Source organism: Bifidobacterium crudilactis, from assembly GCF_000738005.1.
Taxonomy (GTDB): domain Bacteria; phylum Actinomycetota; class Actinomycetes; order Actinomycetales; family Bifidobacteriaceae; genus Bombiscardovia; species Bombiscardovia crudilactis.
Genome location: NZ_JHAL01000002.1, coordinates 188,442 through 208,319, shown reverse-complemented (window position 1 = coordinate 208,319; position 19,878 = coordinate 188,442). Strand labels below are relative to the sequence as shown.

Below are 19,878 nucleotides of genomic sequence, written 5' to 3'. Positions count from 1 at the left end.
AGCAGCCTGATAATCCCCTACGACAGCTTAGCCGGACAATAATGGCAGTATGCCCTTTTCATCGGATTCAGGAACCCGGCATCGGCGTTCCATGCCGTCAGGAGAGAGCACCTCCGGCACGCAGCCGGCGCTGCTCCCCGCCAGATACCCATTGCTCAGGCCAAAGCAAGGCAGAATCATCAGCGGCGTGTGCCGTGGCGTGGCACTCCATCTGGGCATGCACACATGGCTCGTCAGACTGATAACCCTGGTGATGGTTCCGTTCTTCGGCGCGGGAATCGTCGCCTACATGCTGCTCATCATCTGCATCCCTTCGGGGGACCCCACCAGACCGCAATCACCCCAATCCCCGCCACAGGACGCACCTATCGCCAAAGGCAACACTCCTGACGAGCAGCTTGGGCAGAAGCCTGAGGGACTGCTGCAGATACTCCGACGGACGTCGCTGCCATTGGCCGGACTCGCCGCAGGCGTTATTCTCTTGGCCTTCGGTCTGCTGTTCGCCGCACGAGGATTGCCGGTCAACATCATCATCCCCTTGTTGATGACCGCCTTCGGTGTGGGCATATCGTGGCTCCGTGTGGACAGCGACGGCACCAACATCACCACGCTGGTCGTCAGCATCGCCTTGATGCTCGCCTCTCTGGTGATTTACGCCTTCACCACATACGCGTTCCCACAGGCATCCCAGGTCCTGTTCATCGCCGCCTTGCTGCTCGCGGGTGTCACTCTCGCGCTGATTCCCTGGGCGAATTCCCTGGTGCAGAAGCTCAGCGCCGAACGCGCCATGAAAGAACGCGAAGAGGAACGCGCCGACATGACCGCTCATCTGCATGACGGTGTATTGCAGACCCTCGCGTTGATTCAGTTGCACGCCGCCGAACCCAAAACCGTTTCGACTCTGGCCCGCTCGCAGGAACGCTCCTTACGGGACTGGCTCTATCAGGAGCGGACACCGGCAGAGCGCTCCGTGAGTTCGGGCATACGCGACATAGCGGCGGGTATGGAGCTCGCTCACCATACCGTTATCGAAGTGGTCACCGTCGGGGACGCCCTGCCATCCGAACGAAGCGAGGCGCTGCTTGACGCCACCAGACAGGCTCTGACGAATGCCGCCACACATGGTGGGGAACCGATTTCCGTTTACTGCGAGGCTCATGACGACGTCGTCGACGTGTTCGTGCGCGACCACGGCAAGGGCTTCGACGTGGATGGCATTCCCCAAGACAGACTTGGCATCCGCGAATCCATCATCGGGAGGATGCGTCGGAAGGGCGGTACTGTGGAGATAGTGTCGCGCCCAAGTTGGGGCACGGAGGTGCGAATGCACATGCCTATCGACCCAACGCCCAGACAGGCCAGACAGGCCGGGCAGGAGCAAGGGACGCAAGCCGCACACGATCACCCATCAGACCAGGCGCCTGACAACACGCCAGACCAAGCGCCTGAGCAAACACCCGACAACGCCGGAGGCACGAGCATTGAGCGACATTGAAAGCAGGAGCGGGTCAGCGGATGAGGCCAGAATACGCGTGGCCGTCATCGACGACCATGAGATGTTTCGCACCGGGGTGATTTCGACGCTGCAACCCTATTTCGACATCGTGGCACAGGCGGCCGATGTCGAGGGTGCCGAGGCGATGATTGCCGAAAGCAGACCGGATGTGGTGCTCCTCGATGTGCATGTGCCCGGAGGCTCGGGAGGTGGCGGTTCCGAGATTCTGCTGAATGCGCAGCCGCTCTCCCCCGATTCCGTGTTTCTGGCATTGTCGGTTTCCGATTCTCCACAGGATGTCGGTTCGGTTATCCGCGCCGGAGCACGGGGTTATGTGACGAAAACCATCTCCGGTGACGATCTGGTCTCCTCGATTCGGCAAGTGCACGAAGGATATGCGGTGTTCTCACCCAAACTCGCGGGCTTCGTGCTTTCCGCATTTCAGGGTGCACCATTGCCATCCGGTCGTCACGGCGGGGACGACGAACTCGACAGTCTCTCCGCCCGCGAGCAGGAGGTCATGCGACTCATCGCCCGTGGCTACACCTACAAGGAGATTGCCGCGGAGCTGTTCATCTCCGTCAAGACCGTCGAGACGCATGTATCCAAGGTGCTGCGCAAACTGCAGCTCTCCAACCGCAACGAACTCACCCGCTGGGCTGCGGATCGCCGCCTCATCTGACCACGGGAACGAGAAATCGAGATAACTGCACTAAAAGGACAGCTTTTCGTGATAATTCCAGGAAAAAGCTGTCCTTTTAGTGCAGTTATCTCTTTAAGGGTGGCAGATTAGCCTTTTACCGCTCCTGCAGTGACACCCTCGACGATGAAACGCTGCAGGAACACATACAGGATCAGAATCGGTAGCATCGCCAACAGCAACGCCGCCATGATGAGGCCGATATCCGTGGAATACGTACCGTAGAAAGCCTGCGTGGCGATGGGAATCGTGTACAGCTCTTTGCGTCCGAGGACCAGTGAAGGCAGCAGATAGTCGTTCCAGAACGCCATCGCATCAATGATCGTAACCGTGGCAATCGTTGGTTTCAGCAGCGGGAACACGACTTTCCAGAAGGTTCCCCACTTGCTGCAACCATCAATTTCCGCAGCCTCCTCCAATTCCATCGGAATGTTCGTACGAATCGCACCATGGAACATGAAGGTTGCCAAAGATACGGAGAATCCAACATGCATCAGAATCAGCGTCAAGCGATCGTTGAGCACATGGAACATCCCTCCGTATACCGAGACCAAAGGAACCATCAATACCTGAAATGGGATGACCATGGATGCAATCATCAGTGAGAACAGGATTGCCCCCGCCTTCCATCGAGGATTCCGCACGATCACATATGCCGCCATGGCCGAAACCAGCACCGTCAGAACCGTCGCCGAAACCGTGATAATCGTGGAGTTCGCAGCCACCGTCCAGAAGCGCATCTTCTCCATCGCCTCAATGAAATTATCGAAGGTGAAGCCATGCTTGCCGACCAGTGAGAGCGGGTTGGTAGTGATATCCGACATCGGCTTGAACACATTGATAATGACCAGAACGAAAGGAGAAACAAAGAGCACCAGCACGATTGACAACACGAGTGTCACGACAACCTTAGACACCGTTGCTCTGACATTGTTACGTTGAGGGCTTTTCATCAGGCCTCCACCTCCCCACGCTTACCAACAAATACCTGAGCAATGCCGATAACCGCACACACGGCGAACAGTACCAGCGCTTCAGCTTGGCCCGTACCGTAATCCTTATAGACAAAAGCCTGGTTATACACATGCATTGCTGCCAACACCGAAGAGTTAAAGGGCTCGCCCTTGGTCAGCGACAGATTGATGTCGTACACCATGAAGCATCGGGTCGTGCTCAGGAATAGACACTGCACGAAAGAGGCACGCATCAAGGGAATAATGACATGTCTCATTGCCTGTGATGGAGTGCAACCATCTATGAGTGAAGCTTCTTTCAAAGAGTTGTCAACGCTCATGAAACCTGCGACGTAAATCAGCATCATATATCCGGCGTATTGCCAGACCGAAACGAGGATCAGACAGAACATCGCCCCGTTGGGCGTTGACAGTAACGAAGCTGAGGAAGAGTCCTGCGTCGCCGCTTCCGCTATGGCCACGAAGGCACGGTTGAATACGAATTTCCATACGTATCCGAGGACAATGCCTCCGATAAGGTTCGGGATGAAGAACCCGGCGCGGAAAAGGTTCTGACCTTTAAGCCCTTTGGTCACGAAATACGCCAAGGTAAAAGCCACGATATTCACCAATACCACCGTGATTACCGAATAGATCACCGTACGCCACAGAGAATCCCAGTATGCGGAATCATGGATTGCGTTGACATAGTTTTGCAGACCGACGAAGGGCTTATCAAGAGAGACCCCATCCCAACTCGTGAAGGTGAGATACAGACCGTAAGCGAAGGGCATGATCACCACAGCACAGAACAACACCGTTGCAGGACCTGCAAACATTGAAAACTGGCCGATTTTATAAGAGATCTTGTTACTTTTCATCATCAATCTCATTCATGTTGCATGAGGTGTGAGCGCTGCGCGATCACGCTGCACCGCCCACACCGGTCATTGGTCGATGACGACTACTCTGTTGGAGTAGTAATCTTTGCGGTCTTCCAGTAGGACTCGATCTGTTCCGCAAACTGCACGCGGTTCGATTCGCCAGCGAGATACTTCTGGAACGCCGCACCCAGCACGGAATAATGATCGTCCGGCATGTAGTTGTAGCTTTCGATGAGTTCACCAGCATCAGCATATTGCTTGACTGAAGCACCCAACGGGTCGGCGACGGGCAAAGTGTTGTTGGTGAACGGGGACACGAGAGAGCAGTCCTCGACGATGAATTTCTGACCTTCCTTGTCGTTCACGAGCCAATCAAGGAAATCCTTGGCCGCTGTGCGTTGTGCATCCGAGGTATTCTCCGAGGAGTCGATGAAGAAGAACTTCGAACCACCACCGACGAGCTTCTGGTTGCTGCCGTCGTCAGTATCCTGTGGCACCGGCATCATGCCCATGTTCTCTGATGGCTCATACTGGTTGAGTACCGCCCAATCCCAATTGCCTCCGAACATGAAGGCGATTTCACCTTCTGCCAGTTTCTGCTCGCTCACCTCACGCTCTGCCGAAATGGCTTTCGACGCAGCGTAGTTGTTCTCTTTGAGCACGTCGAAGGTATCCATCAAAGCGTTGAATTTATCATTGTCCGTCAGATTGATCTTGCCCTCATGGAGTTCGTTGATAAATTCTGCTGGATCATCCTGTTCCTCATAGACTTCGCCGAGGAAGTGGGCAGCTAGCGACCAGTCCTCCTTCATCACACCGGTGGGTGCCTCCAAACCACCTTTCTTTAATGTGGCGATGAGCTCCCTGAAGGCATCGAGCGTCGCATAGTTCGCTGGATCGAACTCTTCTCCGGTGATTTTTTCGATAGGATCGGCGTTGTATATCAGTCCGCGAGCTTCGATGCTCAACGGGAATCCGTAGGTCTTGCCATCGATGGCAATCGCCTGATCGGTGTCGTCCACCCACGACTGGTCGCTGAGATCCACTGCGTGGTCTTTTGCCAAAGAATAAATGTCTTTCGCATCAACCATAGATAGCGTGTATGGCTCATTCGATGCATATTTGGTTGCCAAGTGAGCGGATACGGTATCGCTCGAATAGTACACTTCGACATCCACTCCCTTCGTTTCCGAATATTCCTTTGCCATATCCTCCATCTGCTCTTGGATCTCCATTTTGGAGTTGAATATGGTGATCTGGGTGTCGTTTGCGCTGCCGGATCCACATGCGGAAAGCATGCCAACCGACATCAAGGATGCTACGGCCACGGCGCCGAATCGCTTCCATCCGATGTTGTTCATGGGGTGTACCTTTCTCTACGAGCAACATTGCTGTTCAAGGGGCTGACCGGAGACGAAGGAATTACATGATTGATAATTCGTGCTTCTTCTCTCAATATCGAACCGGTTCGAAATTAACGCATTATCGTAGTTTTGTCAATTTGTATAATTTATCGAATGTGTTCTAGGGCCTCTGTATCCTGACTTACCGTAGGTCCGGCATTCCATTTCAGGCCGTAACACCATCTCCGATATTGCCAACACTCATCTGAGGTGTTTTCAAGTCATTTTTTGACATCACCAAGAGGCGTAAGAAGCGGCGTGCAGCCGAAACAACTAACCTTCCGCAGAATTAGCCAAGCTTCTTGAGAATCGGTTCATAGAGCAACGCACAGAGATATTGCGGCAGCGCAACACCCGACAAGAGCACCAGGGGAATCGCCTGAACGCCCACGATCGCGTACACTCCACCGAAGCAAGCAAGGACAAGAAGCATACCCAAGGTTCTTGGAAAATACCCAAGCATCAGCAAAGCGGCGTTCCTCACGATCATCGGTAAGGAATACTCGTAGCGAGACAGCAGAATAAACGAATACTGGAAAAATGCGCATACCACGCCTGTAACAATCACCAGCATAGACACTGCTGCATGCTGGACACCGGAAGAGGACACCCGTACAACCCATATATCCACGCCCAAAACCACGAAGGACAGCAGTGCGCACAACCACAGCACGGAGGCCTGCTTGAAGTTCCTCCGAAACGCATCGAGGAACTCTTTCGTGATATATGTTTCCTCATGGCGCACCAACCTCCACAGCACGCGGTGCATTGCGGTAAACGCCGCCCCTGCGGTGAAAATAGGCAGGGAACATACCAAAGTGAGCAGATTCAGGTGAATCAGACTGAACACCACACTCATGGTCTTGAATACAGGATTCTCCTGATCAAACAGTTTCGACATCGTATTCCTCCGGCAGATCCGCAGCTGTGGCACCCAAGAATACAGTAGACGCATCGTATGATATTCAACCAACTCCTTGAAATTGGGATAACTGCACTACAAGGACAGCAATTTCGTGATAATTCCAGGAAAAAGCTGTCCTTGTAGTGCAGTTATCTATTCCAGGGCAGACAGCAGCTGGGTACGGAGGGTTTCGGCATCGGTGAAGTGGATGGCCTGCATGCCGGCTGTACGTGCTCCATCGACGTTTTCCGGAGTATCGTCCACGAAGATGCAGGTGTCGGTTTCGACGCCGAAACGCCTGGCGGCGAACTCATATATTCGCGCATCAGGCTTGGCCAGCGATACTTCCGCCGAGACCACCACATCCCGCAAGAGTCCGAATTCAGGGAACTTCGCACGAACGGCATCGACGTATTCTGCGGTGAAGTTGGTGAGACCCCACAGCTGCACCCCTCGGGCCTCGAGTTCACGCATCAGCTCCGGCATCCCGGGCATCATGCCGTACAGGGACTTCTCGAAATGCTCGAAGTAGGTACGAAACACCCATGCCACCGCAGGACCGTGAGATTCCTCGTATTCCTTGAGTATGCGTTCCTGACTCCATCCTTCGTCCGACTTGCGGTCATAATAGTCGAAGCCACGCGGGTCAGCCGTATCGAAGAACATGTCAATCACCCCTTGGGGATATTGGCCTTCGAGCGTGAGTCGAGGCCGCCAATCCAGGAGGACCCCGCAGAAGTCGAATATCACATTGCGCATGCGCTTATCATATCGAGACCCCTGCTAAGGCCCCTTTATCGCGCTGGAAACCATGCGAACAGTGCATGATAGGCGAGAGTTTGCAACACCGGCATAGCACGTCGAACATCACGATGCAGCTGCAGAGCATTGCGCACTCGCATACCGTGGATGCGAGGTACCGCACACCTTCAGCCTTGCTTCGGCTCTTGCGGAACGGTGGCGGACAGCCGCACATAGCCGGAATGGTGCATCGTGAAGCGCATCCGAGATGCCACATAGACATCGGTCGCCCTTTCGAAGGGTCTGCCTTCCTGCGTGCGTGCGACTCTGCGAATACGCATCAGGGGCGTGCCCTCATCCACTCGCAGCAGTTCGGCCTGCCGTTTGCTGGGGATGATGGACTCCAAGGTCTCATCCACCACGGCAGGATGAATTCCGTACTCGTCGGCGAATCGGGCATAGAAGGAAGTGGTGAGGTCCTTCGTCAGGAAGCCCGGGAACAGGTCTGCGGGCAGATGGCTGATTTCCAAGGACAACGGGGTTCCATCCACATACCGCACACGGGTGATGTCGAAGATGTTGCGTACGGCACCGGAAGCGACTCTATCAAGTCCCAACAATCTGACGTCGGAGCACGTTGCAGGGGCTATCATCGCGGAGACCACATCGGATTTGAGGATTCGCCCCTGTCTGCGGGCGATAATCGGCAAGGACTCGACCGTGTTGATATTGCGTTCCAACCGGCTGTCCGAAACGATGATGCCCCCACCCCTGCCGATTCGTCGAAGCACCTCATGACTTGATTCCAAAGCCGCGAGCGCGATTCTCAGATCCGCTCGCGTGACGCCCAGTTGGGATGCGATCTGACGCTCGGAGCCCAGACGCTCGCCTGGCAGGAGTTCACGCTCCTGAATCACCGTTCTCAGCAGTCGTATGGTGTCGGAGCGGTTGGCGCGCGCCACCTGCCCTCGCGAAGCAGTTGCGGATTCCGGGTTCGGAGCAGATGCCGATGCTGACATGTGATTCTTCCCCTTCCCATCTCCCGCCTTGGACACCGTGCGTTTCCGGCGGCGGTCGTTCTGAGTCCCGCATCCCTTCCGGCATGTCCTCGCCACCACGGAGCGCCGTCACCGAGAAGGCCATGGCAAACGGCACTCGCGTGTCCTGTCACAGGGCAAGGATAAGCGATGAATATTTCAGGTCGACGATGTCAACCGCTCTGCCAGCTGCATCGCTGCTGCCGTCACAGCCCGGAGTCAAAGTCCGACCTACAGCCCCAATTGCTTGAGGGTCTTGCCGAAAGCGTCGGAGAACCAATCCACGTCGGCTTCGCTGAACACCAGCGGCGGGCGCAGCTTCAGGATGTTGCCGTATCGTCCGCACACCGAGGTGAGCACGTGATTGTCGCGCAGCGTTTCGAGAATATCCAGCGCGGTCTGCTGATCGGCTTCCTTGGTGGCGGGTTTGACGATTTCGCAGGCGATGTACAGGCCGGTTCCGCGCAAGTCCCCGATGCAGGGGTGTTCCGCCTGGAATCCACGCAGAGCCTGCATGAAGATGCCGCCGACCTTCTTGGCATTGCCCATGGTGTCCTCGTCGCGCATCACGTCGAGCGTCGCCTGAGATGCCGCCATGCAGACGGGATTCCCTCCGAAGGTGTTGAAATAGGGAATCGACCCGGCGAAGGGTTCCAGCACTTCGGCCCGGGCGGCCATCAGCGAGGTCGGCAGACCATTGGCCATGGGCTTGCCCGAGGTCACCAGATCGGGCACTACACCATGGCGTTGGAAACCCCAGAAGGCATCCCCTGTACGGGTGAAGCCCGGTTGCACCTCGTCGGCGATGAACACCCCGCCGAGTTTGTGCACCATGTCGATCACCGGTTTGAGATAGCCGACAGGCCCCGGGTACACACCGTCCGAGGAGAATATCGAGTCCGCGAGGAATGCCGCGAAGGGAATGCCGTGTCGACGCATATCCTCGACCTGCTTCCTCAGCTCCTCGGCCATCCACGCGCCGAACACCTCTGCGGAGCACTCCCCTGCGGTTTTGCCGTCGATATCGACACGGTAGGTGTCGGGAGTGGGAATCATGCGCATGGTCAATCCGAGCGTCTGAGCTGTTCCCAGCGCAGGCGACAGTTTGGACGTCAGTGCCGAATTGCCGTGATACGCCTCGTGCGTGACGATAACACCCTCACCGCCGGTGTAGGTCTGCGCCACACGAATCGCCAGGTCATTGGCTTCCGAACCGGTGCACTGGAACATGATGCGGTTGACTTCGTCGGGCATCGTCGAAAGGATGTCCTCGGCGTATCCGAGCACGTTCTCGTGCAGATAGCGGGTATGGGTGTTGAGCATCGAAGCCTGACGCGTGATGGCTTCGACGACTCGGGGATGACAATGCCCTACGGAAGCGACGTTGTTGTAGACATCGAGGTATTCGACGCCGTCGGCATCCCAGAGATGGCTGCCTTTGCCCCGAACCAGATGCACCGGTTTACGGTAGAACAGGCGATACGCCGGTCCCAGAACCTCACGCTCATGCGCCATTTTTCGCGTCTCGGGGTCGAGGCCCTCTTCCATGCCGGGTCGGAAGCTATTCGTATCCATAATCGTCGAGCGAACTGCCATGTTTCCTTCTTTGTCGTAATGATTTCTGTTGGTGTTCTGACTATTCCGGTCATCCCGGGTGTATCGTCTACTCTTCGGTTTTGTAGATGGCCTTCCCACCCGAAGCGGCGAACTCCTCCTCCGGTGAGAGCACGAGATGCTTGCGTCCATATGCCGCGAAGAATATCAGGGCAAGCACATAGATGACGACCATCACATACACGGCCAGCCGATAATCGGGGTTCAGCAGCACGGCTATGAAAATCACCAGCGATACCAGACCTGCAATCACGGCGCCGGGCACACCGAATCGGCTCACGAAGGGTCGTTCGATATCCGGCATGCGCTTGCGGAGAATGACATAGGAGATCATCTGCAGCAGGTATGCGAGCACCGCTCCCCACACCGCGATGTTGAGCACCACCGAACCTGCGCCCTGCCCACCGTAAGCCACGATGAACAGTGCGGCGAATCCGAAGACGGCGCCGACGATCAGGCCCCAGTACGGCGTCTTCTTCTTGCCGGTCAGCGACAGGAACGCCGGGTAATAGCCGGCGCGTGAAAGCGAATACAGGTTGCGGCCGTATGCGAACATGATGCCCTGCACCGAGGCCAGCAGACCGATGAGCGCGAAGGCAGAGAGCACCGCGGCGAGATTCCCGGGCAGAATGGCCCGATACCCGTCAAGCAATGGTTCGTCGGATGCCGCGAGCGCCTTGGAACCGACCACGGCCGGGTTGAGGAATACGATAATCAGCGCGGAGAGACCGAGAGTGAAGATGCACAGACGTGAGGACTTCGGGATGTTGCGTTCCGGTTCACGAACCTCCTCGGCGGCCAACGGGAGCTGCTCGATGCCGAGGAACAGCCACATCGCGAATGGCATCGCATAGAACACCGCACCGATGCCGAAGGGCAGGAATGGCGTGTTTCCGGCACTCGGTGCAATATTCAGCAGACTGCCGAAGTCGACTTTGCCTGCGACGATGGCACCTATGCCGAAGATAGCCACAATGGCCAAGGCGGCGATGGAGACAATCTGCGCGAATCTGAACGAGGTTTCCGCACCTGCCCAGTTGATCGCGACGAAAATCACGTACAGGGCCAGCCACCACACCCACATCAGCCCGTGGGCGTCCAAGGAATATCCGGTGAGGTCGGAGACGATGGCATCCGCATAGGCCGATGAGAAGTAGACCACCACGGCGGCGGTCATCACGTATTCGATGGTTTCGGCCAGACCGGTGAAGAACCCGCCCCAGGGTCCCATGGCCGCACGGGCGAAGGAGTAGGCGCCGCCGGTGTGCGGCATGGCCGAGGCCATCTCGCTGATGGCGTTCAACATCAGCACATACATCGTGTACACCACCGCTGCGGCGATGAGCATGCCACCCCAACCCGCTTGGGCGATGCCGCCGTTCCAGCCGGAGAAATCGCCGGAGATGACGGCCGAGATGCCGATGGCCCATAGTCCGAAAGCACCTGTGGTGCGCTTCAACTGCCGTTTTTTGAAATATTCTTCGTCCGTGGTCACGTAGGTGACGCCACCCAGACCTTTGCTGGTTTCCTGAGTCGTCGTTGTCGACATGTCCGGAACCTTCTTTCTGTATACCTTGCTGATGCTGCCGATACTGCTTGTTCGTGTCACCGTTGGCGGAGCTGTTCGCATCACCGTCGGTGGAGTTGTTCGTTGCCCGTGCCGCATGCCGAAGCCCTCAGATGCGCACTTTCTCCCAACAGGTCGCTAGCGGAAGGCGTCATCGGCCAGACAGTCGCCCGCACCGAGAGCTATCAGTTGAGAAGCCATCGCGAATCCTCCAGATACCGCTGTGCGCAGAGCACGGAGCCGCTGGCCTGTGTGGTGGCGAGTTCTTCGGGAAGAGCATCCTCACGGTGGTTCGTCGTCCAGCCGAGCATTTGCAGTCGGCGAATCATCGACAGCGCCGACATCACCTCAAGCTGGTCCTCGCTGAATGCCCCGGCGACCTGCTCGTAGCCTTTGACCCAGGAGCGGGCAAGTTCCGGCGCATACGGCATGTGTTCGATGAAGCTCAGCGAGGAGGCGTAATCGTAGAGATACCAGCTGTATCCGGCATCGTCGAAGTCGATGATGGTGAGCTTGCCGTCGGCATCCCTGATGATGTTCGAGGGGCGCAGGTCGGCGTGGATGAGCCCCCATGTCTGCTGGGTCCGTGGCGTTTTCATCACCACATCCATCGCCTTCCACAAGGCCTGCTCGCAGACCGCCCGTTCCTCGTTGCTGAGAGAGGCGTTCTCCCAGCGTCCCCAGCGCGGAGAAGGGCCGACCATGTCGGAGATATCCCAGTTGAACCGTTTGAAGCCACGCGGTGCATCCCAAGAACGGGAATGCTGGTGGAACTTTGCTGCCCAGGCTCCGATGGTGGTGTAGTACGGAGCCGGATTCTCCATATCCTCAAGCACCGTTCCCGTGACGAACTTGGTGGAAATCACCGTCCACCCGACTCCGTTGCCGTCTCTCACCGTGCCCACGAAGGTCCCACGAATGGTCGGCACGGGGTTGATGAGATTAACCCCTTCGACATCGTGGAGAGAGTTCAACCAGAGGATCTCGGAGGCCACGGCTTCGGGCCCGCCGACGTATCCGGGCTGTGACACCCTTACCACGCCCTCGTCCTTGCCGTCGATGCGCAGTACGAAGGTGGCGTTCTCGGAGACGGTGATCAGGTCAAGCGTGGTGGTGGCGTTGTCGAGACCCCAGCACGCGCAGACTCCTCTGAAGAGCCAGAAGGGCGCAGGATCCCCCTTGCTGAGATTGCTGAAGGCATTGAGACTGACGGACTGCTCCGGCTCATCAAGCACGCGCAGAACTTCTGACATTGCGAACCCCGATTCTGTCTGTTGTGGAGAAGCAGCGGCGACGGCATCGCGAACACGTCATTCCCGAGTGCCGATTGTGCGCTGAATCCCCCTCCGTGATGTGAATTCTTGCAGAGCCGTGCGGTTGAATCACGGTCGCACTGTTACGGAGCAGTAACGAAGCGGGGTGGTTATATTAATGGTTTATTTCAGCACAGGCAGCCGCATAGGGTGCGACAGCAATCGCCCACAGTTGCCGGTGCACTGATAGAACTCCGGAAATCAGAACGTTTTACCAGTTAACTGACGAAACTCCCCCGACGGAACATATTTGCCGAGCCGAAGGCGTTGTGCTAAGAATGAGTGAGTTGTCACTCACCAATAATCGATGTATCGACAACACGAAAATTCACTCATTCAGGAGGCGATGATGGAAAACGGTACCAAGGCACCGGACCATGAATCGGTGTCGATTGCAGTATCCCGGTTGGTGCAGGGATACGGGAAAACGGTGGTACTCCGTGGCATCGATGTCGAGGTACGACGCGGGGAGATACTGGCTCTCATCGGCCCCAGCGGCTCCGGCAAAACGACCCTGATCAGCACCATCATGGGCATGATGCCGCCCAAATCCGGTTCGGTGAGCGTACTCGGCACGACGATGCCCAACCGAAAGGAACTCGGCAACATCGGCTTTATGGCGCAGACCGACGCCCTGTACATGAATCTCAGCGGCATGGAGAATCTCAGATTCTTCGCCTCCCTTCAACACGTCGACAAACGTCATTTCGCCGACGCGGCCAGGCGCGCCGCCCGTGTCGTCCACCTCGAGGACGCGCTGGACCGCAGGGTGGCGAATTACTCAGGAGGTATGAAACGGCGTCTCTCGATGGCAATCGCCCTCATCAGCGACCCTCCGGTGCTCATCCTGGACGAGCCGACCGTCGGCATCGACCCTGAGCTGCGCCGCGAACTCTGGAGCGAGCTGCACCGCATCGCCGACCAGGGACGCACCATCATCCTCACCACCCACGTGATGGCGGATGCGGCGGAGGCGGACACCCTGATGATGATTCGTCAGGGCGAGGCAATAGCCGTAGGCTCCCCGGAACACGTTAAAGACCATTTTCACGTGACGAGCATCATGGATGCCTTCGTACAAGCGGGAAAGGACCAAGATGCGCACCATAGCAATGATTAGACGAGTATTGACGGAGCTTCTGCGAGACAGACGGACATTGGCGTTGATGTTCGCCGCTCCCCTGCTGATTCTGACGCTGATGTATTTTCTGTTCCAGGGAGCCAACAACATCAACGCCGATATCGCCGTGCAATCGGTCGATGCCGACCTCGTGTCCGCCATGAAGATTGATGGCCTGCATATCCACGAGGTCAGCGGTACCGCAGCGGACGACGACACCGAAGCACATGCCCGAAAGGTCATACGCGACAACGACTACGCCGGTTTCCTCAGCCAGAGTGACGATTCCCTGACTCTGACGCTCGCCGGGGCCGACCAATCGCAAAGCGGCTTGATTCTGCAAAGCCTCACAACCGCACAGACCAAGCTCTCCGCCAAAGCCGCCTCGGCCACCATCGCCTCGCAAGCAGCAGCACTCAAACAGCTGCAAAGCACCGTCGCGGAGCTGACCACACAGCTGCAAGCCATCCAAGCGGCAAGTCCCGGTGCTGCGGCAAGCCAAGCGCAATCCTCGGCAGGCACGGATGCCCAAGCACCTTCAATCCAGCAGAGTACAGGGGCGGCACCATCCTCGGTCACCGTGAAGTACTTGTACGGCAGCGAGGATTCCACATTCTTCGACACTCTGGTGCCTATCATGATGGGATTCGTCATCTTCTTCTTCGTGTTCCTCATCTCAGGCATCGGCCTGCTGCACGAACGCACCACCGGCACACTGAACCGACTGCTCGCCACACCGATTCGCAAGCGCGAGATCATCTTCGGCTACCTCGTAGGCTACGGCATCGTGGCCATCGTGCAGACCGCCGTCGTGGTCGGCTACACCCTCGTGGTATTCAAGACGCAGATACTCGGGAGCCTGTGGAATGTGGTGCTGCTGAACCTCATGATCGCGGGCGCAGCACTCACCCTCGGCCTACTGGTATCTTCCTTTGCGGCAACGGAATTCCAGATGATGCAGTTCATCCCCATCATCGTCATCCCGCAGATATTCTTCTCCGGAATCATCCCCGTGGAGTCGATGCCCGGATGGTTGCAGGCGGTCGCCCACGCGATGCCCTTGTACTGGGGCTCACGCGGTATGAGCGACGTGGTGGTGAAAGGTGCCAGTCTGGCGCAGATTGCACCAAATCTTGGTATGCTCCTAGCATTTATCCTGGTGTTTCTGGGATTGAACCTTGTGGTCATGCGCAAATACCGTCGGGTCTGAACGGCTGCGGCTACAATGCTGCAACAACGGGCGCTGCGGCAACAGTCGCAGCAGAGCATCCATCGGGAACGTGGCATCAACGGGAGAGCATATGGGCAAGAGCAATACGGTGGAGGATCTGTTCGCACAGGCCCTGGATTCCTCGGAGCTCTCAACGAAGCAGAAGGCCGTGCTGCAGGCCAGCCTGACACTGTTCTCCCGGCAAGGTTTTGACCGGACCACCACGCAGGAAATCGCGGAATTGGCACAGGTTTCCCAAGGCACCGTATACAAGCGATTCGCCACCAAGCACGATATCCTCGAAGCGCTCATCGAACCCTTCATCGACGACATCATCCCGCGACTGGCAGTGGATTTTTCCGAAACGGTAAGCGCCCGGCATCTTCCCGATTTCGGCGATTATCTGAGCTTCGTGGTGCGGGACCGTCTCGAGCTGGTCGTCACGAACCGGAAGCTCGTCCGCATCCTGTTCGCCGGGATATTCAACAATCAGCATGAGGCCACGGCCTTGCTCGACAAGGTCTCCCAAGCCGTCGAGGGAGTCGAGGCACGGTTTACCGTAATCTTCTCCCACTATCAGCGTGAGGGTCAACTGGTGAAGTGGCCGGTGCGCCAAATCGTCAGATACACGGCCGCCGCCATCATCAGTCACGCCCTGCCAGTGGTACTGATGGGCGACGACGACGAAGCTGCCGCCCAGCCCCTGAATCTGGACCTCGCCACCGAACAAATCGTGGACTTCCTGCGGCACGGCCTCTCCCCGGCTACCGCTTAGAGACAACGCGGCTACCGGCATCATTAACCATCGCATCAGTGGCGTCGACACCCTACGACGTGCTGCAGCAGAACAGGCCCGGCCGCAATGCGTTGAACGTGGAATACCGTTCGCCGCATTGCGGCCGGGCCTGTCGGGTCACGCCCTCACATACAGGTCGTGGTTATGGATTCAGGCTTGCTCCTGCTCCAACCAATAGTCCAGCGCCTTCAAAGGCTGCGCCTCGTAATGCTCCTTGAACTCCCTCACCGCTTCAGGATCGTCATGCTCCGACAGATGCATGTACATCGTGGTGAAGGGCATCTCGCCCGTGAGCTTCACATCGATGACCGAAGGCCTGTCGGCCGCCTTGGCCTCGGCGAAGGCGACTTTGGCCTCTTCCCTGGTACGCACCGTGAAGCCAAGAGCACCATATCCTTCGCCCACCTTCGCCCAATCCGTGTCGATCAGATCGACTCCCGAAAGCGGCTGATGCGAATCGTCGCGCTGTTCGGCCTCGATGAAGCCAAGCGTCTGGTTCGAGAAGACGACGTTGACGACTGGGGTACGGTATTTGACCTGGGCGAGAATCTCCTCGGAAAGCATGGCAAAGCCACCGTCGCCGCTCAGGCTGTAGACCGTCGAATCCGGGTATTCGAGCTTTGCCGCAAGTGCCGCGGGGACGGCGAATCCCATCGTCGCATGCTTGCCGGATGTAGCCCACTTGTTGCTGGGCTGCAGATGCGAAAGCCTGGCGAAATTGATGTTGATGTTGCCGACATCAATCATGAAGATGTCATCCGGATCGGTCTGGGCGTTGATAATGTCGAAAATCGGTTCAGGACGAAGAGGAACACGATCATCGTCGTTGAAGGAGGCAATCCATTCCTCCCAATTGCGCTTGTTCGCCAGGCAGGCTCTGTAGAACGCCGTTCCCGGCAGCTCCTCGCCTGCGTCGATCATCTCACGCAAGGTGAGCTTGGCGTCGGCCTGAATCGCCACGGCCATGCGGTCCTGAAGGCGCTTGCCGAGCTTCTCGGAATCATTGTCGATTTGGATGATGCGAGCCTGTGGTCCTACCAGTTTGGATGCGAAGGGATTGTCGTTGCCGACCCAGACGATCACATCGGCTGCCTGGCTGGCCTCGCTGGCAGGCTTGGTGGCGACCCTGCCCGACGACCCGAGGAATGCAGGATGGGTATCTTCCACCACGCCCTTGCTCGGATGAGTGGACACCATCGGCATCTTGAATTTCTCTGACATTTCGACCAGTTCGTCGTGTGCGGTGCTGGCTCCCTTGCCGAAATACAAGAGCGGAGCCTCGGCGTCGGCAATCAGCTTCACGGCCTGCTCGACCAGGTCATGATGCGGTTGCAGCGGCAGCGGCTTGCGGAAATTCTTCGCAGATGCGACGGGCTGCCAATCAATCGGCGTCCAGGCCAGATCCTTCGGAATCGTGATGACCGAAACACCATGATGCTTGTACGCCTGACGTATGGCTTCATCGATGAGCGCAGGCAGTCCTTCGGGATTGGTCGCGGTACGGTTAAAGACTGCGACGTCCTCGAATATGGGCTCCTCGTCCATGGCCTGGAAGAAGTCCATGTTCATGAAGGCCTGAGGCACCTGGCCAACGAGGGCGAGCACCGGAACACGGTCCTCTCGGGCATCATAGAGACCGTTGAGCAGATGGACGGCACCTGGCCCCGATGAGCCGAAGCAGACGCCGATGCGTCCGGTAAGCTTCGCTTCGGCGGCAGCAGCTAACGCACCCGCCTCTTCGTGCCGAACCTGGATGAAATCGATACGTTTACGCTCATTGTGCAGAGCGTTCATCATCGAGTCGAATGAACCACCCGGCAATCCGTAGATTCGTGGAACACCCCATTCCTCGATGACCTTGAGCACCGCATCTCCGGCATTGATTGTTGAGGACATTGTCTGCTACCTCCCTGTAGGACTTTCATGCGATCGATACGTCGTGCGCCCCATGCACACCAGCGTTTTCGCTCGTTGAGGGCATCCTATTACGCGAGGATTGAAAAATGCAGAATGTCAGCTGTGGGCTGTGCGCAATGCCTTGTGTGCAATATCACAGTCTTCATGGAGTGAGGAATGTTGGCGGAACATCAGCGGCTTCGGAATGCCTCCCGACTGATGCTCCGGCCCTCCGGCCGGCATCGAGCGCCCCAGTCTCTGGTTCTGCGCTAAATACGATAACTGCACTAAAAGGACAGCTTTTCGGAGAAATTATTACCGAATTGCTGTCCTTTTAGTGCAGTTATCTGTCGTATAACCCAGTTATCTCATAGATGGGTATGAAAAGGGCTTTGGACCTAAGTCCAAAGCCCTTGAATGCGGACAGGGCGAGATACCGCATAAAAGCCCTAAACCCGTTGAGAATATTGACTTTAGCCTTACCACCTGAAACCGTTACCACCTGATTTACCACCTATATTATGGTTTATCAGTCACTTTCACGGACACCCAAGGAACAATGAGAGTTCAGGAATTACGTAAAGCTGGAAAGCACTCCACCGGTTGCAACCGTTTATTTCACGGACCCAGTGGACCTTCCAGCTCTGTAACTATATCGATGACTACGGGCTATGCGGATTCGAGTTTCATGGCTGCATAGCGGTTGATGGACACTCCCTGCTCAGCTGCCTCAACCGCAAGCTTGCGGTGTGCCTGTGGGGGAAGGCGAAGCGTGAACTTGCCTGAATAATGCCGGTCCGCAAACGGCTGAGGTGCATCTTCCCCATCCTCGGAAAGTGTTTCAAGCGCTTCATCGACCACCGTGTGAATCCCGCGCAAAGCGTCGATCTCGTTGTCCGCAAGCCATGACAAGGATGGAAGTTCAGCCACCGTAGCCACGAATTCATCGTCTTCATCCGACCACTGTATACGGTATGAATACCGTCGTGTCAGTTCACTCATTGTTCCCGTCTTTCCAGTTTGTCGATTGCCTGAATCACTTGGCGCACCTGATAGGTTTTAGCCTTGCCGTGACTATTCTGGATATTCACAAAAAGGGTCCCCTCGCCAAGGTGTGCGATACAAACAGTGAGACGTACCCCTTGTTCGCGCCTTACCGAAATAATGGTCACACACTTTCTCAAGCTCCGAGAATGTAATCCCGGCGGGATTGTTCCTCATTGCTTTCAGTATCTTCTCCACACTCGGCATTACATAATAATACCACTATTGACACCACTTTGGGAGTTGGTATCTTGTGAAGAACTTTGCGTCGAAATAGAGTGGTACGTTCATTCTCATGGCTGCTCGTGGCAAAAGCATAAATATGTTTCTCATGGACGGGATCCCAACCGGCCGCATCAAGGTGACACTCGCCAACTGGACTGGTATCACTTATCTTATCCCTCGTACGGAACTCGACAGATGCAGGAATTTGGATGTCCTCACACAAAGTGGCGTCTATCTTCTGTTTGGCACGGACGAGCAAATCGATGAGGACTTGGTGTACATCGGCCAAGCTGGAGTGCGAAAAAATGGAGAAGGTCTACGTGACCGTCTCATGGAACACAAAAGAAATCCTGAGGAAAGCTACTGGACAGAGGCCGTGGTTTTCACTACCTCAAACAACTCATTTGGCCCCACGGAAATCAGTTATTTAGAAAACCGTTTCTGCAATATCGCCAAGGAAGCTAATCGGTATATCGTGAGGAACGCGAACGAACCGTCTCCAGGCCATATCACCGAGGAAAAGGAAAGCGAACTAGAGGATTTTTTGGACTACGCGAAAATCGCTATCGGCACGCTTGGGCACAAAGTTTTCGAACCACTGATTCAAACTGCTTCCACGGCACCTTTACCCGAAGGTTCAGCAACAGAGACCGACGCACACTTTGTTATCCAAAGGAGCGGCGCCAATGCTAACGGCGTACTGACCAGTGAAGGTTTCGTTGTGCTTGCCGAAAGCATCGTCCGTAAGGAGCTATCTCCCAGCGCATCGGATTCGATAAGGATTTCTCGGGAAATCAATAAGGAGAACATCGACGATAGCGGCAAAGTCATTAAGAATATTCTCTTCAGAACACCTTCAGGCGCCTCGGCATTCGTGCTAGGCTCTCCGACGAACGGTCGTATTGAGTGGAAAACAGCTGATGGGAAAACACTGAAAAATGTGGAGACGAATGCGGATACATCACTCTAGCTACTA

At 56.4% G+C, this 19,878-nt stretch carries 17 protein-coding genes; 6 read left to right on the top strand and 11 right to left on the bottom strand.

What is annotated here, in order from left to right:
• The first annotated feature begins 49 nt into the window (after positions 1-49).
• Positions 50-1,495 carry an ATP-binding protein gene (locus DB51_RS03115; protein WP_238548288.1) on the top strand — a complete coding sequence of 482 codons (1,446 nt, stop codon included), beginning with the start codon at positions 50-52 and terminating at the stop codon, positions 1,493-1,495.
• Positions 1,482-2,177, top strand: a complete 696-nt coding sequence (locus tag DB51_RS03110; RefSeq protein ID WP_193786469.1) for a LuxR C-terminal-related transcriptional regulator — start codon at positions 1,482-1,484, stop codon at positions 2,175-2,177. The genes DB51_RS03115 and DB51_RS03110 overlap by 14 nt, the downstream gene beginning before the upstream one ends.
• Positions 2,178-2,284: 107 nt before the next feature.
• On the opposite strand, the gene DB51_RS03105 is transcribed toward DB51_RS03110, so the two are convergent.
• The 9 genes from DB51_RS03105 to DB51_RS03065 all read right to left on the bottom strand — a co-directional run bounded on the left by DB51_RS03105 (position 2,285) and on the right by DB51_RS03065 (position 12,551).
• A complete protein-coding gene (locus DB51_RS03105) occupies positions 2,285-3,148 on the bottom strand; it encodes a carbohydrate ABC transporter permease (protein WP_051867226.1) in 864 nt (287 codons plus the stop codon).
• Positions 3,148-4,041 carry an ABC transporter permease subunit gene (locus tag DB51_RS03100; protein WP_034251665.1) on the bottom strand — a complete coding sequence of 298 codons (894 nt, stop codon included), beginning with the start codon at positions 4,039-4,041 and terminating at the stop codon, positions 3,148-3,150. Before DB51_RS03100 ends, DB51_RS03105 begins: the two co-directional genes overlap by 1 nt.
• Positions 4,042-4,112: 71 nt before the next feature.
• Positions 4,113-5,393: an ABC transporter substrate-binding protein gene (locus DB51_RS03095; protein ID WP_034251662.1), complete on the bottom strand. Its 1,281-nt coding sequence runs from the start codon at positions 5,391-5,393 to the stop codon at positions 4,113-4,115.
• 331 nt (positions 5,394-5,724) lie between these two features.
• Positions 5,725-6,336: a YesL family protein gene (locus tag DB51_RS03090; RefSeq protein ID WP_034251659.1), complete on the bottom strand. Its 612-nt coding sequence runs from the start codon at positions 6,334-6,336 to the stop codon at positions 5,725-5,727.
• Positions 6,337-6,492: 156 nt separating this feature from the next.
• Entirely contained in the window at positions 6,493-7,098 is a 606-nt protein-coding gene (locus tag DB51_RS03085; RefSeq protein ID WP_034251656.1) for an HAD family hydrolase, read from the bottom strand.
• 170 nt (positions 7,099-7,268) lie between these two features.
• Positions 7,269-8,099: a GntR family transcriptional regulator gene (locus tag DB51_RS03080; protein WP_051867225.1), complete on the bottom strand. Its 831-nt coding sequence runs from the start codon at positions 8,097-8,099 to the stop codon at positions 7,269-7,271.
• 249 nt (positions 8,100-8,348) lie between these two features.
• On the bottom strand, positions 8,349-9,713 hold the full coding sequence (locus tag DB51_RS03075; RefSeq protein WP_034251653.1) for an aspartate aminotransferase family protein: 1,365 nt from the start codon (positions 9,711-9,713) through the stop codon (positions 8,349-8,351).
• 67 nt (positions 9,714-9,780) lie between these two features.
• Entirely contained in the window at positions 9,781-11,280 is a 1,500-nt protein-coding gene (locus DB51_RS03070; protein ID WP_051867224.1) for an amino acid permease, read from the bottom strand.
• Positions 11,281-11,483: 203 nt separating this feature from the next.
• Positions 11,484-12,551 carry a phosphotransferase enzyme family protein gene (locus tag DB51_RS03065; RefSeq protein WP_034251651.1) on the bottom strand — a complete coding sequence of 356 codons (1,068 nt, stop codon included), beginning with the start codon at positions 12,549-12,551 and terminating at the stop codon, positions 11,484-11,486.
• 406 nt (positions 12,552-12,957) lie between these two features.
• Here DB51_RS03065 and DB51_RS03060 point away from each other — a divergent pair, with 406 nt between their 5' ends.
• The 3 genes from DB51_RS03060 to DB51_RS03050 all read left to right on the top strand — a co-directional run bounded on the left by DB51_RS03060 (position 12,958) and on the right by DB51_RS03050 (position 15,716).
• Positions 12,958-13,731 (top strand): ABC transporter ATP-binding protein, encoded by a 774-nt coding sequence (locus tag DB51_RS03060; RefSeq protein ID WP_202961988.1) that lies wholly within the window; start codon positions 12,958-12,960, stop codon positions 13,729-13,731.
• Positions 13,709-14,941: an ABC transporter permease gene (locus DB51_RS03055; RefSeq protein WP_034251649.1), complete on the top strand. Its 1,233-nt coding sequence runs from the start codon at positions 13,709-13,711 to the stop codon at positions 14,939-14,941. The genes DB51_RS03060 and DB51_RS03055 overlap by 23 nt, the downstream gene beginning before the upstream one ends.
• 70 nt (positions 14,942-15,011) lie before the next feature.
• The gene (locus tag DB51_RS03050) at positions 15,012-15,716 is read left to right on the top strand and encodes a TetR/AcrR family transcriptional regulator (protein WP_162174615.1); all 705 of its coding nucleotides are present in this window, start codon (positions 15,012-15,014) and stop codon (positions 15,714-15,716) included.
• Positions 15,717-15,887: 171 nt separating this feature from the next.
• On the opposite strand, the gene spxB is transcribed toward DB51_RS03050, so the two are convergent.
• Together spxB and DB51_RS03040 are read right to left on the bottom strand one after the other, a co-directional pair.
• Positions 15,888-17,633 carry a pyruvate oxidase gene (gene spxB, locus DB51_RS03045; protein WP_034251644.1) on the bottom strand — a complete coding sequence of 582 codons (1,746 nt, stop codon included), beginning with the start codon at positions 17,631-17,633 and terminating at the stop codon, positions 15,888-15,890.
• Between the two features lie 669 nt (positions 17,634-18,302).
• Positions 18,303-18,635: a type II toxin-antitoxin system HicB family antitoxin gene (locus DB51_RS03040; protein ID WP_034251641.1), complete on the bottom strand. Its 333-nt coding sequence runs from the start codon at positions 18,633-18,635 to the stop codon at positions 18,303-18,305.
• A 337-nt stretch (positions 18,636-18,972) separates the two neighbouring features.
• On the opposite strand from DB51_RS03040, the gene DB51_RS03035 reads away from it, so the two are divergent.
• Positions 18,973-19,872 (top strand): GIY-YIG nuclease family protein, encoded by a 900-nt coding sequence (locus DB51_RS03035; RefSeq protein ID WP_034251638.1) that lies wholly within the window; start codon positions 18,973-18,975, stop codon positions 19,870-19,872.
• Positions 19,873-19,878 lie beyond the last annotated feature (6 nt).